A 17059-nucleotide genomic window follows, 5' to 3' on the forward strand; every position below is an offset into this window, starting at 1 on the left:
AATGAAAATCAATAAAACAATAAAAACAGCGGTTGCCATACTCAGCAGTCTGGGTATGGCGGCAATGGCCAGTGCGCAGGCCACGGCAGTGAACGCCGATTCAGCGGGAGCCACGACACCTTCGCATCAGCTCGCACCCGTTATCCAGCGAGATCTGCCATTCTCACAACTGGGCTTTAATGGCTCTATCGGTATTTACGGCAGTGAAGCCAACGCCAATGTCGGTTTTGGATCGCGTCTGGATGAGGTGATTGCCAAAGCCAGCCTGCATTTTGATGTCACGCCTTCACCGGCGCTGCTGGCACTGGTGTCTCACATCAAGGTGTACCTCAACAATGAGCTGATGGGGGTCGTGCCGGTTACAGATGGCCAGCAGGGCAAAAAAAGCAGCGTGTCCATGCCGCTGGACTCGCGTTATTTCAGCAACTATAACCAGATCCGCTTTGAGCTGATTGGCAACACCCATAAAACCTGCTCTAACCCCAATGATGCCAGTATCTGGGCGGAGATCAGCCAGAGCAGCCGGGTCGAACTGTTTGTGCAGAAAACCCGGCTTGAAAGCGATTTGAGTTTATTGCCGGCACCCTTTTTTGATCCCCGTGATTTTGGCAAGTTAACCCTGCCGGTCATTATGGGAGCTGATTATGATCTGGCGGAAATAAAAGCAGCGGGCGTGCTGGCGTCCCACTATGGTGCGCTGTCCGGGTGGCGGGGAGCACAATTTTCGCTCTTGTTCAATCAATTGCCAGAGCAGCATGCGGTGGTGTTGGTGACCAATGACAATAAACCCGATTTTCTGCGTGACTTCCCGGACGCCGACGGGCCGTATTTGCAGGTGATCACCCATCCGACCAACCCTTATGTCAAACTGCTGCTGGTGCAGGGCCGCGACAGCCAGGATCTCAATACCGCAGTTCAGGGGTTGGCACTGGGTACCCAGTTGTTAACCGGCCCGATGGCGAAGATCAATCAGGTGGCTCAGGTCAAACCCCGCGTCCCTTATGACGCGCCCAACTGGGTCGATACCTCAAGGCCCGTGGCGTTCACTGAGCTGGTGGAACAGCGCAGTCAGCTGCAGGTGGAGGGTCGCACCCCGCCGCCAGTGCGGCTGAGTTTTCAGCTGCCGCCGGATCTGTTTACCTGGCAGAGCCGCGGTATTCCGATGGATCTGCAGTATCGTTATTCGCCACCAATGACAGATAACTCGGGCTCACGGCTGACGCTGGGGATCAATGATGAGTTTGTCGAAGCGTTCAACCTGACGACAGCCGGTCAGGGCGGTGAATCCAAGCGTGTCCGGGTGCCCTTACTGGACGACGGTTTGCTGGGCGGCAGCGACAGGGTACGGATTCCGGCGTTTAAAGTGGGCAGTAAAAATTTCATCGATTTTGAATTCGGCTTTGCCTCTGTCACGGAAGGGAACTGCCAGGTCACCCAGCCGAGCAAACAGTATGCTGTGGTTGACGGCGACTCGACCATTGATTTCAGTGGCTTCCCGCATTATATCCAGATGCCGAACCTGCGCTCCTTTGCAACCTCCGGGTTCCCGTTTACCCGCATGGCAGACTTGTCGGACACGGCCGTGGTGCTGCCCGCCTCTTCGTCAGCTGAAGCACTGCAAACCTTTTTGAATGTCATGGGCCGGTTGGGTGCGGATACCGGTTACCCGGCTATCCAGGTCACGGTGACAGACCAGTGGGACAGCACCACGCTGAAAGGCAAGGATATCCTGAGCATAGGTGTGGCACAGGAACTGACTCAGGCGATTGGCGAACCGGATCAGGTGAATCTGGTTCTGCGATCCGGGCAGCGCCAGATCCGTCTGCCGGGCCGCAATGAAACCGCATCAGGCATGAACTGGCTGGGCAGAGCGTCTGACAATCCGGAGGCTGTCGATCTGGTGTCGGTCAATGCCAGCGGCAGGTTTGCCGCCATCACTGGCATGGAATCCCCGTTCACCAAAAAGCGCAGCCTGGTGGCGATCATGGCAGCCAGCCCGCAGGCATTCAGCCTGGTGGATAATGCCATCATTGATTCGGGCAAAGTGGAGCACATGTCAGGCTCTGTGGTGATCCTGCGTGATCAGGAAGTGGCCAGTTATAACGTCGGCCAGCATTATTTTGTCGGCCAGTTGCCGGTGCTGAAATTGATCTGGTATCACTTCTCCAATCATCCTGTGCTTGTCGCCAGTCTGGCGGTGTTACTGGTGGTGATTGTCACTGTCTTCCTGTGGCGGGTGCTGCGGAAAATTGCCGCCAGACGGCTGACACGAAGCGGGGAAGATGAATGAAAATCCTGATCTTTGTGCTGAGCCTGTTGTTCAGTGCTCAGAGCCTGGCAAACCGCTGTGAATGGCCGCAGTGGCAGGCGTTCAAATCGGCTTATCTGGTCGATGGCCGTGTGATAGACGGCAGTGACGAGCGCCGGATCACCACATCAGAAGGTCAGTCGTACGGCTTGTTTTTTGCGCTGATAGCCAATGACAAACCGGCCTTTGCCGCCCTGCTGGACTGGACGCAAAGCCAGCTGGCTGAAGGCGATCTGACGGCGCGCTTGCCGGCCTGGCTGTGGGGCAAACAGCCATCGGGACGCTGGGGCGTGCTGGATGATAATCCGGCCTCAGATTCCGATCTCTGGATTGCCTACACGCTGGCTGAAGCGGGCCGCCTCTGGAATAACCATTATTACCAATCGCTGGGCCATTTGATGGCCAGCCGGATATTGCGTGAAGAAGCCGTGGATGTCGACGGCCTGGGCACTGTGCTGCTGCCGGGATCGGTGGGGTTTGCGCTGGAGAACGGTCAGTATCGGGTCAATCCGAGTTACCTGCCGCTGCAGCTGATTGCCCGGATGGCACAGCTGTATCCGCAATACCGCTGGACATCCCTGTACCGCACCAGTCTTGCCATGATTCTGGACACCATGCCCGCCGGTTTCAGCCCGGACTGGGCCACGCTGGCCAGCGGCCGTTATAGCGCAGATCAGCAAACCGGGCCGGTGGGCAGCTATAACGCCATTCGTACCTACTTATGGGCAGGCATGCTCAGCGACGATTCGAAAGATAAAGCAGCACTGGTGAAGGCAATGCAACCCATGGTGGCGGCTACGGCGGCTTTGTCGGCCCCGCCACGTACGGTGAACACTCAGACGGGCCAGTACCAGGAGCAGGGCAGCGCCGGATTCTCTGCCGCCATGCTGCCTTTGCTGGCCGCGTCAGGTGAAACCGCGCTGTTGCAGGCGCAGGCCGGGCGGGCGGCCAGGCATCTGATCAGAAACCAGGACGACCATTATTACGACAATGTGCTGGCGCTGTTTGGCGAAGGCTGGCACCAGCAACGTTATCGCTTCGGCGTACAGGGTGAACTGGAGCCAGCATGGGAAAAGGGATGTCAGTAACTGTTTCGCTGAACACCAGTATCCTGATTGCACTGGGTCTCAGCGCCGGGGTAATCAGCCTGTCCGCTTACGCCGGTATTGTGCCGGCAACCCCCCTGACAGCTCAGCAGCTTGAGCAGGTCTATCAGCCGGTAGATTCGGTGACCACCTTTTCCGCCGTGCCGTCGGATAGCAATTCGGTGGATTTTCTGGTCAATCAGATTGAGCTGGCCACGGCGTTAGGTCGCGATGATATCGTTGAAAGTGCGCTGGAGCGGTTACTGGCGATTGACAGCCAGCACCCGGACGGGCTGTATTATCAGGCGCGGCTGCTGATCAAACAAAACCAGCTGCAGCAGGCGCAGGAAGTCAGCAATCAGCTAAAAGCCGGCTCGCCGCAGTCGGTGCAGCTCAAGGCGCTGAATGATCTGATTGCCATTAACGGCCGCAAAAAAGCCGAGTTGCAGCAAGCCCGATTACTGGTGCGCGCCGGTCGTTATGAGCAAGCGTTGAAAGCCTATGATGCACTGTTCCCCAATGGTATGCCCTCGGCCGAATTGCAGCTGGAATACCTGGAGGCTGAAGGCAGCCTCAGTGAGCGCTGGGAAAGCGTGAAGCAGGGGCTGGAGCAGCTTAATGCCGCGTATCCCGGCGTGCCTGCTTTTCAGCTGGCGCTGGCAAACCATATTCGCCGTCGTGATGCCGCCGATCCCTGGATTCTGGCGACCTACCGCCAGCTGGCACTGCGTTCGGATATCGGCATCGTGGCCGCCAATGCCTGGCTGCGCGCGCTGGATCAGCAGCCGATATCAGCGCAAGTGGCCGAACAGTACGCCATTGTCGCCAGCTATTTTCCGTCCGATACTGCCATCAGTCGTGCCAACCGCAATGCCCAGGCGCGCTGGGAAACTGAGCAGAGCCTGCGCAAAGATCCCACCTATCTGGCCAAGCTTCAGGGGTTGGCGCTGATAGAGCAAGGGGCGTACCCGCAAGCCAAAAAACAACTGGAATACGCTTTAACCACGCGCCCGGACGATCCTGACATCCTGGGCGGCCTCGGCATGGTGTACCTGCGCCAAGGGCAGCAGGGTAAAGCACTGGATTACTTCCGACAGGCGCAGCAGCTCGATGATGATCCGGACAATGTCAGTAAGTGGCAGTCGTTGGTGGAGGCCTCTTCTTACTGGGCGTATCTGGATGAAGGCGATGCGCTGAGACAAAAAGGCCAACTGAGTCAGGCCGAGCGCGCGTATCGGAAAGCCATGCCAGTGAACGCCGCTGAACCTTATGCCTATCTCAAACTGGCAGAACTGTATCAGCAGCAGCAGAAATTTGCTGCCGCCGGACAGGCCTACCGGCAAGCCTTGCAGCGTGATCCCGGCAATGCGCAGATCGTGCGCGGCCTGGTGAATCTGACTCTGGAAAGCCAGGGGCTGGCGGCGGCGATTACCTTTGCTGAGCAATTGCCCCCGGCCCAGCGGCGGCAAATTCGCGACACCTTACTGGAGATGAAAACCCAGTTAGTGGTGCAACAGCTGAGCAGCGCGCTGGCTGAGAATGACACTCAGGCCGCAGAGCGGTTCGCCAAACAATTACTCCAGCTGGATCCCTCCTCGCCCTGGCAGCGCCGCGATATCGCCGATGCCTTAGTCGCCGCCGGGCAGCGCAGCCGGGCCGATGCCCTGATGCAGCAATGGACCGCCAGCAGCCGCGATCCGGAGATGCAGTTTGCCTACGGGTTATACCTGAGTCAGGCCGGTCGCGATGATGAGGCCGTTGCCGTCATGTCGCGCGTGCCTGCTGCCCGACGCAGTGAAGCCATGCAGCGTAATTTGCTGCGGTTGCGCCTTGATCAGTCACTGGCTGATCTGCCTGCCCGCTATCAGGCCAACCCGGATGCCGTGCGCCAGCAACTGCATGCGCTGGCGCAGCAGTATGCCAGTCAGCCGGCCGTGCTGGCGCGGCTGGCCATGAGCTGGTCCGGTTTAGGTGAACGTCAGCAGGCTGAGAAAATCTACCGCCAGTTAACCCCGAGTGACAGCTGGCCGGAAAACGCCCGGCTTGGCTATGGTGAGCTGATGATTGAGCTGGCGCACTTCAGCGCCTTTGATCTGTGGCTGGAGCAGCAGGGACAGGCGCGTGTCAACGGGGAGCAGGACGTCGTATCGCGTACCGAACTGGATACCCTTAATAACCGGCGCTTGCTGGCAGAAGCGGCGATCCTGACTGAACAGCGGCAGTTTCGCCGGGCGCAGGCGCTTTATCAGAATGTGCTCAGCGACGCTAAACCCGTCCCCGAGCCTTACCGCACCGATGCCCGGCTTGGGGTGTTACAAACCAGTGCCGCACTGGGCGATGCGGCTGTCTATCAGCCGGTGTCTGAGCAGCTCTATGCCAGCCGTGCCCAGCTGACGGCCAGACAATTAATGGCCGCCGCCCCTGTGATGAACCGTCAGGGCGAATACGACAAAGCCCGTGAACTGAACCGTTTACTGAGCCAGCGGCCAGACGCGGATGCGATGGATTACCGCAACAGCATGGCGCTGGCGATGGATAGTCAGCAGTGGTCGCTGGCCGGGCGGCGTGGCTATCAGGCACTGAATGCGGATCGCATCGAAAAAAGCGCGGATGTACAGGCCGCAAAGGCGCAATCACCTGATTTACGGACGCTGTATCAGGAGGCCGACGATTACTGGCTGACCCGCAATGTCAAAGCTGACATCGACCGTCTGCGTGATCGCAGCGACGGCCACATCATGATCGGTTGGGATTACAGCGCCCGGGACGGGGAAAACAAGGCCAGTCAGGTGCCGATTGAAGCGCGGATCCCCATCGAACAATGGGACGGCCATCTGCTCGTGCGGGCCGATTATGTCTCGCTCGACTCCGGCGATCTGGACTATTACGACAAGTTTGCCGATTCCAATGCGCAGTACGACACGCTGCGCGCCCGTGACACCGGGCTGGCCTTTGGCATCGGCTGGCAGGCGGACAACTGGCAGGCCGATATCGGCACCACACCGCTGGGTTTTGCCCAGTCAACCTGGGTGGGCGGCGTCACGCTTGCGGGCGACATCGGCGATTTCGGCGTGTCCGGCACCTTGTCACGCCGGCCCGAGACCAGCAGTGTGCTGTCGTATGCCGGGATGAGTGTGCCCCAAGTTACGGCTGGTTCTTCTGTCGATCCAGCCGGGACACAATGGGGCGGTGTGGTCAGCACAGGTGTCAAACTCAATGCCAGCTGGGACATTGGCGGCCCGTACGGGTTCTGGAGCAGTGTGCAACATCATCTGATCACCGGTGAAAAGGTGGCCGACAACACCCGGCTGGCCCTGCTGGGCGGCGGGTATTACAAACTGATCGCCACCGATGATCAGCGTTTAAGCATCGGCACCAATCTGCTGTATTTTGACTACGACAAAAACCTGAGTGAGTACACACTGGGCAGCGGCGGCTATTACAGCCCGCAGCGCTATGTGTCGCTGTCGCTGCCGGTGAATTATTACGGCCGCTACAACAGCAGCTGGTCTTATCTGGTTAGCGCTTCTGTGTCCAATTCGTGGTCGAGAGAAGATGCGCCCTATCAGTCGGACGGGGAATCAGACACAGGCGGCGGTTTTGGTTATTCGCTGGAAGGCGCGCTGGAAAAGCGGGTCAGCAGCCGCTGGTATGTCGGGGTTGCAATGGATTTGCAGCGCTCTGACTTTTACGAGCCAAACCATTTTATGCTGTATACCCGGTTTACCTTCAATGATCGCTGGCAACCGATCGATTACCCGCCGACTGTGCCCAGCCTGTACAGCGATTTTGATTAAGATTTGCGGCCTTCACGCAGATTGGAACAAATAAAAACAGGCGCATGAAAATGCGCCTGTTGATCATGGGTTGATTCCCCGTTACTCATCCGGTGTGCAGACCCGGATTCTGTGCCCGTCGGGGTCCAGCGCCACAAAAGTCAGGCCGAATACCGCGTCATGCAAAGGCTGCTCAATCACGACACCGGCAGTCTGCCATTGGTCATACAGCGCCTTGACCTGATCGTCATCCGGCACCATAAACGCGAATTCACTGCGGTGGCCCTCACCGCCGGAAACAAAATTGCGCGCCTGTTCCGACCACAAGCTCAGATTAAAACCGTTTTCAAACTCGTACGCCACGTAAGTCGGGTGCGCCGCCACAGGCTCGCGGCCAAGCAGTTGGCGATAGAAATCTGCGCTTGTTTCCGGGTTTTTCACATATAGCAGCAATAGGTTCGGTATCATTTTCTCTTTCCTTTTGTGTTCATCCTCGTTGAGTCCAGTCAGATCTTACCCCGTGACACTGTCAGAAAGTGGCAGTATCATGTTGCTTATGCGTACCGAACGATTACTCCAATTACTGCAGATTCTTCGCCAGCACCGGCTGCCCGTCAGCGGACAGCGGCTGGCTGATGAGCTGAATATCAGTATCCGTACCCTGTACCGGGATATCGCCACACTGCAGGCCCAGGGGGCGCAGATCGACGGCGAACCCGGTATGGGCTATGTGCTGAAACCCGGATTCTTCCTGCCGCCGTTAATGCTCACCGAAGCAGAAATCAGCGCCATCATGCTGGGTGTCCGCTGGGTCTCGGCCTTTGGCGATGTGCCGATGGCCAGCGCCGCCGACACTGCACTGGCGAAAGTCACCGCCGTGCTCCCCGCCGATCTGGTGCAGGGTGCCAATGAAGTGCCACTTCGCGTCGGCCCGCCCGGTGAGCTTGCCACGGAAGATCTGACCCTGTTCAGAACGGCCATCCGGCGGGAGAGAAAACTCGCCATTCGCTATCGCGCGGCCGACGGACAAGAGAGCACCCGGGTGATCTGGCCGTTTGCGATCGGCTATTTCGCTCAGGGCAGAGTGCTCGCTGCCTGGTGCGAACTGCGGCAGGATTTTCGCCACTTTCGCACCGAGTGGATTGCTGCTCCGATGATGATGGATCAGGCGTATCCAAGGCGGCGTCATGGGTTGTTTCAGGAGTGGCGGGAGAAGGAGCTTTCATCGCGGCGGTAGGGATGTCTGTCTGCTTTTCTTATGCTGAGCGCCGAGGTATGTCGCGCTTGAGTTCTGTGATTCTCTTGGCATGGTGTGACGCGCGCCAGGCACTCTTTGTGGGGCCAAAGCGTGCCCAGAAAGCCCTTTTGTTCTTTGGGATTATTGATGCGTTGTGGCTGGTGGATTTTGGCACGGCTGAGGTATGTCGCGCTTGAGTCTGGTGGTTCTCTTGGCATGGTGCGATGCGCGCCAGACACTCTTTGTTAGGCCAAAGAGTGCCCAGAAAGCCCTTGTTGTTCTTTGGTGTGGTCCGGGGCGGTTGTAGGCGCGCCCGGCGCCGACAACCTAAAAATTCGTCCTGAATTTTTCCCTGGGGGAGTGGGTTTCTTTTGGTTTTTTGGGTGTTGTGGCTGGGGGATTTTGGTACGGCTGAGGTATGTCGCGCTTGAGTTCGGTGGTTCTTTCGACATGGTGCGATGCGCGCCAGACACTCTTTGTCGGGCCAAAGAGTGTCCAGAAAGCCCTTTTGTTCTTTGGTGTGGGCCGGGACGGTTGTAGGCGCTCCCGGCGCCGACAACCTAAAAATTCGTCCTGAATTTTTCCCTGCGGGAGTGCCATCAATGTACATTTTCAAGCTGTCATTCCCGTGCAGCGAGTGCGACTTTTCAGGCTGGGTGAGGTATGTCGCGCTTGAGTTCTGTGGTTCTTTTGGCATGGTGCGATGCGCGCCAGACACTCTTTGTTAGGCCAAAGAGTGCCCAGAAAGCCCTTGTTGTTCTTTGGTGTGGTCCGGGTCGGTTGTAGGCGCTCCCGGCGCCGACAACCTAAAAATTCGTCCTGAATTTTTCCCTGTGGGAGTGGGTTTCTTGGGGCTTTTGCTTGTTGGGCAGCATTTTTGATGTCGACTATTCATTCTGGCTGATTTTAACTAGTTCAGACCATATCTAAACTGGACTTAAAGTAAAGACTCTGGGATCAACGTGTGTTTACCCTCATACGACAAACCATAGCGTTTCGCCAGCTTTACCAGCCCCACAGCAGGCAAACTGATATAAGCCTCTGGGGTGCCACGAATCTCTCCTTTCGTACCTTTTTCGTAGTCTTTGAGGTTCATTTGTAATGCTTTTTCAAAGCTTTGCTGATCACGAGTCACTATAGTGAAAAGGCAAAGATTGAGGGTATAGCTGCGTGCTCTCCAACCTCCCTTAATGGGATGGGTCAGTGAATTATCCAGCGCTGATTGAAGTAATGACTTGCTGAGGGAATCGTCACCGTGTGTCAATATGTTACGCAGAGCCTGTACGGTATTAACCATTTCCATCGACTTTGAGTCATTGAGATCCTTTTCCATTAACTGGACAAAAGGCACAGATTCACGGGTAAGAGCATCATCGTCAAGAGAGGCTATTTTAAGCAGTAATGAATGGGTCAAGGCAAGGTTGACGCACCCGCTTTTCTCCGGTCCGACGGACAAATGGTGTAGTTCGCACTGGTTATCGTAGGCTATACGATATGGCATGACACCGTTAATGATGGCTTGGGTCAGGTCCTCAATGGATTGTGCCCGTTCGCCAAGTAAGGCGTAGCAGATGGCCAGCTCTGTGTAATACTCGGAACGACCGTGGAATACGCTTTCCTGCGGTATATTGTGTTTTTGGTGAAACCCTTCTTTTGCCAGTTGTTCTATCCGTGACAGCTGGTAGTTACACTCTGTAATCCACTCGCGAATTGTTGCCTCTTTAGGTTGTGTCATGTTGTTTGGCCCTTAAAACAATTTGGATAGATGTGCTTTGGTGTCTTTGTAACCATCAATAATGAAATCATCAAGTTGGTCGATAATGTCACCGTTTGTATCTTGTTCATAAACTTTTACTCTGCCAGTTTCGGTATCGGTGTTCACCATCAGGTGGCGCTTGTTTCCCTGTAAATCGGTTACCAACTGCCACATATCCAACTCAGCCTGCTTGTATGGTCCACCCTGGCGATTAGAAGGAACTCCGACTTTGGTTCGTTTCTTCACCATTTGACTACCGCGTTTACGATTCTTAGCTGCAGAGCCTTGTTTCATGTTATCAACATTTACCCCAACAGCCCGGCTGGCTCCAGCTGTACCTTTGCTCTCAATCTCAACCAGCAGGTTGTCTTTATCAAAACCCATACTATCGGGTCCATGATAACGATCCACGTAATCGGGATGATCTTTGATCCCTAATCGTTCCTTGGCGTGCTCCATGCCTAATTTACCTAATGCTTCTGGAAGTGAGCGAGAGTTCTGTATACTTTTCTCTAGCAGTTCACGGTATTTGATTGGGTTACGAAAGCCACTGGCAGCAAGGCTTACTACAGGTAAAATTGTACTGTAATGCCTATTCTCCTTTAACAGTTCTGCACCGTTTAGTTCGGCTTCGTTACTGAAAGTGAGTATATCTTCACCATGTTCTAGATATCGCTGCGCCACTTCATCTGAGGTCATCACTTGTCCAGTGGTCGTGTCAGTAAATTGGACAATACCTTTATCGGCCATCCATTCTGCCTGGCTTGAACGTTGCTCCCGGATAAAGTCGTTAGCTAACTGTTTGGCGCCACCAATAACTGTATCAAACAGGTTAGTGTTTGGGTCAAACGGTGCATAGTTAGCTTTGACGAAACGGGTCGGTTTGGCGTTTGCTTGTAAATAACGGATTCGAGAGGCAAAACCATAGGGTAGCCCCATAGCCAGTTCGCCGTTGCCATTGAAGACATCGCCATTATTTCCTAGCAGGATCAGCTCACCACTCTCGATCTTTCTCATTATGTTACTCAGATTTCGTCTGACACCACCGTGTTCCATTACATTGCTTAAGCTTGTCACATAAGGAGCGGTTTGTAATACCCACGACGCTTGTCGCGGGCTAATTACCCGTTTGAGGTCACTAATAGCCAGTCGTCTGGCTTCGATAATCTCATAACTCATGAATCAGATGCCTCGTGTGCAATAGCTTGGCTCCTGTTGTGATGTGAACTAGGAACTAAGATCAAATAAAACAAGGCGTTAAGTTAACATTCTTATTGGGTAGTATGCATATGTCAAAACGACAGTAGGTGCTGTGGTTATGATGGTCTGGGCTGTCGATTAGCCTGTTTTTGTTAAGCTGAGATTTCAATCACACTAGTGATATTACTTTTTAAGATCTCTCTGTATGTATTCAGTAATGCGGCAGCGAAAGAAGTGATAGGCTGATTCTTCACACTAGCTAAGATATGAAAAGAAGTTTTTAATCAGATGATTACTATGTTTGATCGATTGTATGTCGCGCTTGAGTTCTGTGAATCTCTTGGCATGGCGCGATGCGCGCCAGACACTCTTTGTGGGGCCAAAGAGTGCCCAGAAAGCCCTGTTTGTTCTTTGGTGTGGTCCGGGGCGGTTGTAGGCGCTCCCGGCGCCGACAACCTAAAAATTCGTCCTGAATTTTTCCCTGGGGGGTTTCTTGAATTTAGATATTGTTGTTGGGCAGAAGCGATTTCAGTCATGCATCAATGACATCAACTCTGTCATTCCCGCGACAGGCGGGAATCCATGTAGCGAGTGCGGTTTCTAAGGCTGGGTGAGGTATGTCGCGCTTGAGTTCTGTGGTTCTTTCGACATGGTGCGATGCGCGCCAGACACTCTTTGTGGGGCCAAAGAGTGCCCAGAAAAGCCCTTTTGGTTCTTTGGTGTGGTCCGGGGCGGTTGTAGGCGCTCCCGGCGCCGACAACCTAAAAATTCGTCCTGAATTTTTCCCTGCGCGAGTGGCACTGTTTGGGCTTGTAACTCGTTATTGCCCCAAAACGTGTTACGTCTCTATATACGTTACAGATAATCAGCTAGTTTTGATATACAAAAAGTAATGACTTGACTCCATGGCGTCGAATGGCATGCGAGCAACTGAAATGAACTACGAGAACTGTGTGCTAAAGCAAAGCCTTTTCCTTTACTTTTCGATATAAACGCTACAGAGTGAATATAAATTTTGACTCCATTACTCTTTATGGGAGGTGGAACTACGAATATTACAGGGAGACACCGTGTACTTAGAAAGCCTGACTATTGAAAACTATAGAAAGTTTCGAAACAGAAACAATGTAATTAACTTTGTAGAGCCAAGTAACATAGAGTCAATGGAAGCTAGTGAAGAGGATAGCAAGTCTGTTATAGGGCCTTCTACTACGCTAATCATAGGGAAGAACAATGCGGGAAAGACCACGATAGCCAATGCTTTAAGGCTTTTATGTGAGAATAGTCAGCTCAAGTCAACAGACTTTAATGTAGATTACATATCAGAATTACATGATAAATACCTTTCTGAGAGTGTCAAACCTATTCCCCTACCAGAATTAAAATTTCAACTTGTAGCTAAAGTTGATATGGATAAAAGTGACCTAATGACAAACTTACTAGAGTTTGCAAGTGTTAAAGGATCTGGATTAAGTAGTGTAAAAATAAATATTAAAGTTGAAGTCTCGGAAGCAACGGCATTTAAAGACGCTATAAGTAAATTCGTTAAATATGTGAAAGATGGCAATTTACCACGAAATGAAAGCATTACTTTATTATATGATTTGTTAGAGCAATCATCAGACTTCCTTGAGCTAAATGAAGAGAGTAAGTTATTTAAAATCAAGTACTATGATAGTCGCGGATTCGAAGCGAAGAGATTTTCTCTTAAGGAATTGATAAACCTTCGAGAAATCAAAGCCAATAGACACTTGAAAGATGGGATTCTGACAGATGTATTTAATAAAATAGTTGGGTTTCAATTTGAGAGCGATGAAGTTGGAAAGAACAACCTAGAAAAAGAAATAAATAACATTAATGAAACATTAACAACATCAATAGAAAGTAAAAGCAATAATGTATCATCTGTGCTAAGAAAGATTGAAGACAAAAGTCATGTTGACTTAGAACTGAAAGGTAATGTTACTTATGATAGTTTAGTGAGAAATCTCATTAAGTATAATTTTTCTGATAATGGTGATTATATTCCTGAAAGTCAATTTGGTTTAGGTTATATAAACCTCCTAAACATTATTGGTGAAATAATTCATTACGTAGATAGCTATAAGAAAGACAGTTACAATAGTACAATTAACCTCTTGTTTATTGAAGAACCTGAAGCTTTTATGCACCCTCAAATGCAGGAGTTTTTTATCAATCGAATAGATAATGCAGTTCTACATGCACTAGATATTGCGAATAAAAACTCAGATGACAAGAAGGTGCTAAACTGTCAAATTGCCATAACAACACACTCATCACACATAGTTAATAGCAAGATTCATAGTAGTAATTCTTTTGACAACATTAACTATTTGACTGTGTTGGGTAAAGCGGCAAATGTTATCAACCTGAATGACTCTATTGTTTCTGGTCATCATGGTAAAGAAAGTGACGAATTAAAGTTCATAAAGAAACACATAAAATATAAAGTTTCTGAACTTTTTTTCTCCGATGCGATAATATTTGTTGAAGGAGTTACTGAAGAAGCGTTACTTCAATACTATATAGATAACGATGACGCATTGAAGAACTCTTATATATCAATTTTCAACATAAATGGCGCTCATGGTAAAGTTTATTTACCTCTAGCAAAAGCATTAAAAGTACCTTGTTTGATTATTACTGACCTTGATATAAAAAGGAAAGCTTGTCAAAAGAATATTAATCATAGTAAAGATGATGATAATTGTGATTACTGTGGGCACAAAAAAGGTGAAAGTGATACTCAGAGTGTGAAAGAGTACACTCAAATATCAAACTTGGATAAACTTATAACAACAAATGCCACTATAATTTCATTCAAAAAGTTACAAAACGGAGAAGATTTGGAAGATGGGGAAACGACTGAGATTGAATCAAGTGATTCTTTAGAAGATCTTATCTACTATACAGATGAAAATCTTCATGTGGTTTTCCAAAAAGATAAGATTAATGATTTTTATGCCACAAGCTTGGAAGAGGCATTTATATTAACAAATTATAATAACGGAATTCTCAACGAAACTCTTAGGACTTGTAAACCAACGACCTATAAAACAATTGTGGGATCGCAGGGATCTGAATCTTTGGAAAATTTAAAATCTAAATCTTTTGAAATTCAAAGAAAGCTCTCTAAGAGTAAAAGCGATTTTTCAAGTGAGTTATTATACAGATGTATCATTTCTGAAGAAAAGGCTACACCAGTATTACCACAGTACATTCAAGATGGATTTAATTGGATAAAGGAAACACTCACCTCTAGTACATCAATGAAAAGTGGAGATGAGTAAATGAGTAATAGAATTGAGGAAGAGAAGAAACTACTACAATCAATATTTGATGTAGTAGAAATAGGTAAGAGCTTCAGGTTTAGTGCTGGTGCAGGCTCAGGTAAGACGTACGCATTGGTTGAGTGTTTAAAGTACTTATTAAAAACACAAGTTGCAAAGCTTAGTAAAAATAAACAACAGATAATCTGTATTACATATACAAATGTAGCTGTTAATGAGATCAAAGAGCGGCTTGGCAACTCCGAACTAGTAATCGTTTCAACAATACATGAAATGTTATGGGATATTATACAGAGGTATCAGCCTGAGCTTGTATCTATACATTTAGATAAATTAAAAAATGAACTAGAAAAAGTTGAGAATGAACTAGAAAATGACCCTAACAATAAGTTTGGTATTTTTAATAAATTATTAGCAGATGAGAAAGCTAGTTATATTTCTCTAGTTAAAGAGAGTAAAAATACGTATTACCGAAATAGAAATTCTAGAGCAGCAGAATTTAGGGCCGCTTATGCTGAGTATTATGAAGATTATGGGGAGGCTGCTGTTAAAAAATGGCAAGCAAATTATGGTAATTTCAAAGAGGTAGCGAAAAGAGTTTACAAAAAGGATCGATATGAAACTGCAATTGAAAAAATAAATAGTCAAGAAAAAGGATATACACAAGTATCATATGATAGTATATTTAATGCCGACCGATTGGACAAAATGAAATTCAGTCACGATACTTTAATTGAGTATTCTGAAAAAATGGTTAGTGATTATCCAATATTACGAAGGTTAATTATTGATAAATATCCATTCATTTTTGTCGATGAATATCAGGATGCGCATCCTTTAGTAATAAAGATAATGAAAAATCTTCATAACTATTCTGAAGAAAATAATAGAAAATGGTTGGTTGGGTATTTTGGAGATACTGCTCAGACAATCTATGATGATGGAGTTGGTTCTGAAATAGATACACTTCACCCTAATTTAGAGGTTATTTATAAAAAGTACAACCGACGCTCTCAGAAACAAATCATAGATGTTGCAAACATTATTAGGAAAGATCAAATAGAACAAGAGCCAATATTTGATGATAAGGTGAATGGTGATGTTCGTTTTTACTATGTAAATAACATAAATGAAGATACTTGCAGGATATTAATTGCAGAAAACTTTGTAAATGAGTTTCAATCATCTTTAGGTAAAGATTCTGAAATTGATTGTCTAGTTTTGACGAATAGACTGATGGCAGAAATGAATGGTTTTGGTGAGGTATATGAGTCATTTCGAGCAGCAGAAAATATATACTTTGATGATCTAAATACGAAATTACTGTCACATGAGTTAGAAAAATTAGAGCCTATAATAAGGATAATCTACAAGTTACTTAGTTCTTATTTGTCAATAGAAAATAGCAGTACTACTTTCTACGACCTTTTTGGTGAAAAGGGGCGTTCCATTAGTTTTTATGATGCCCACAGCTTTGTAAAAACTCTTAAAGAAATAAATCCAACAAGTCTTAGCGAGCTTTTGGCTGCAATATCAGAATACCATTTATCAAACCCAAATTCGAGTTGTTTAGATATCTTTGTCAGACGTTTTCTAGGGGCAAAACAAGATGAAATTTCTGACTATGGAAGCATTGATTCACTAGTTAGAGGTGGATTGAGAGACTTGATGATTATTAGAGATCATGATGACGATATCTTAAATGATTTACAAATAGATAAGGTAAATCAAGTCTTAAACATTTCAATCGAAGTTTGGTCAAAATGGGTAAGGTATATAAAAAAAGAGCAATCTGGAAAGATTCGATACCATACCTATCACGGAACAAAGGGTGAAGAGTATCAAAATGTAGCTATAATAATGGAGCATAGTTTTGGTTCTGGAAATCACGGTCGAAACAAATTTAAAAAATTCTTCGAGTTTAGAGGTAGTGATGAAAAAGCTAGAATTGAAGCTCTACAAGATGAAGATGTAAGAGACAAAATCATTAATACTCAAAATTTGGTCTACGTAGCATGCTCAAGGGCTGAAACTAATCTCTGGCTGATATATTTGGATGATATATCTGATATAAAGAATGGAGTTGAATCTATTTTCAGTCACATTGAGTTGTGGGATAAGGTCGATTAAAGTTAATGGCGATAGGATAGTATCCTACTCGTCATTAACTATTAGTACTGCGTTTGCATTAACAATTATATAAAATAATTTGACTTATATTTTCTAATCAAAACCTCACGAGCTAGATTATATAATCTAGCTCGTCTCTGTCCAAAAATGAGTTAAAAATTAGGATATTCCATCCTCCACAGGGAAAAATTCAGGACGAATTTTTAGGTTGTCGGCGCCGGGAGCGCCTACAACCGTCCCGGCCCACAGCAAAGAA

General features: G+C 48.7%; 9 protein-coding genes. 6 read left to right on the forward strand and 3 right to left on the reverse strand.

The genetic code is table 11. The features are described from left to right. Nucleotide 1 precedes the first annotated feature (1 nt). From bcsB to H511_RS0105805, 3 genes are read left to right on the forward strand one after another with little or no spacing between them, the layout of a single operon-like run. The gene (bcsB, locus tag H511_RS0105795) at nucleotides 2-2290 is read left to right on the forward strand and encodes a cellulose biosynthesis cyclic di-GMP-binding regulatory protein BcsB (RefSeq protein WP_027251448.1); all 2289 of its coding nucleotides are present in this window, start codon (nucleotides 2-4) and stop codon (nucleotides 2288-2290) included. Continuing rightward, on the forward strand, nucleotides 2287-3396 hold the full coding sequence (gene bcsZ, locus H511_RS0105800; protein WP_027251449.1) for a cellulose synthase complex periplasmic endoglucanase BcsZ: 1110 nt from the start codon (nucleotides 2287-2289) through the stop codon (nucleotides 3394-3396). Before bcsB ends, bcsZ begins: the two co-directional genes overlap by 4 nt. Then, complete coding sequence (locus tag H511_RS0105805) at nucleotides 3387-7190, forward strand: cellulose synthase subunit BcsC-related outer membrane protein (protein WP_027251450.1); 3804 nt, start codon at nucleotides 3387-3389, stop codon at nucleotides 7188-7190. Before bcsZ ends, H511_RS0105805 begins: the two co-directional genes overlap by 10 nt. Nucleotides 7191-7271: 81 nt before the next feature. Here H511_RS0105805 and H511_RS0105815 read toward each other — a convergent pair whose 3' ends face one another. Beyond that, nucleotides 7272-7637 carry a VOC family protein gene (locus H511_RS0105815; RefSeq protein WP_027251451.1) on the reverse strand — a complete coding sequence of 122 codons (366 nt, stop codon included), beginning with the start codon at nucleotides 7635-7637 and terminating at the stop codon, nucleotides 7272-7274. A 79-nt stretch (nucleotides 7638-7716) separates the two neighbouring features. Here H511_RS0105815 and H511_RS0105820 point away from each other — a divergent pair, with 79 nt between their 5' ends. Beyond that, nucleotides 7717-8406: a helix-turn-helix transcriptional regulator gene (locus H511_RS0105820; RefSeq protein WP_036758919.1), complete on the forward strand. Its 690-nt coding sequence runs from the start codon at nucleotides 7717-7719 to the stop codon at nucleotides 8404-8406. A gap of 937 nt (nucleotides 8407-9343) precedes the next feature. Here the strand turns inward: H511_RS0105820 and H511_RS0105830 are convergent. Continuing rightward, a complete protein-coding gene (locus H511_RS0105830; protein ID WP_027251454.1) occupies nucleotides 9344-10141 on the reverse strand; it encodes an Imm49 family immunity protein in 798 nt (265 codons plus the stop codon). Nucleotides 10142-10153: 12 nt separating this feature from the next. Next, nucleotides 10154-11341: a hypothetical protein gene (locus H511_RS0105835; protein WP_051287935.1), complete on the reverse strand. Its 1188-nt coding sequence runs from the start codon at nucleotides 11339-11341 to the stop codon at nucleotides 10154-10156. Between the two features lie 1091 nt (nucleotides 11342-12432). Between H511_RS0105835 and H511_RS22720 the strand changes: the two genes are divergently transcribed. Continuing rightward, nucleotides 12433-14673 carry an AAA family ATPase gene (locus H511_RS22720; RefSeq protein ID WP_081669205.1) on the forward strand — a complete coding sequence of 747 codons (2241 nt, stop codon included), beginning with the start codon at nucleotides 12433-12435 and terminating at the stop codon, nucleotides 14671-14673. Beyond that, the gene (locus tag H511_RS0105845; protein ID WP_027251456.1) at nucleotides 14674-16803 is read left to right on the forward strand and encodes a UvrD-helicase domain-containing protein; all 2130 of its coding nucleotides are present in this window, start codon (nucleotides 14674-14676) and stop codon (nucleotides 16801-16803) included. Nucleotides 16804-17059: the final 256 nt, after the last annotated feature.

It is taken from the genome of Photobacterium halotolerans DSM 18316, from assembly GCF_000425165.1.
GTDB lineage: Bacteria > Pseudomonadota > Gammaproteobacteria > Enterobacterales > Vibrionaceae > Photobacterium > Photobacterium halotolerans.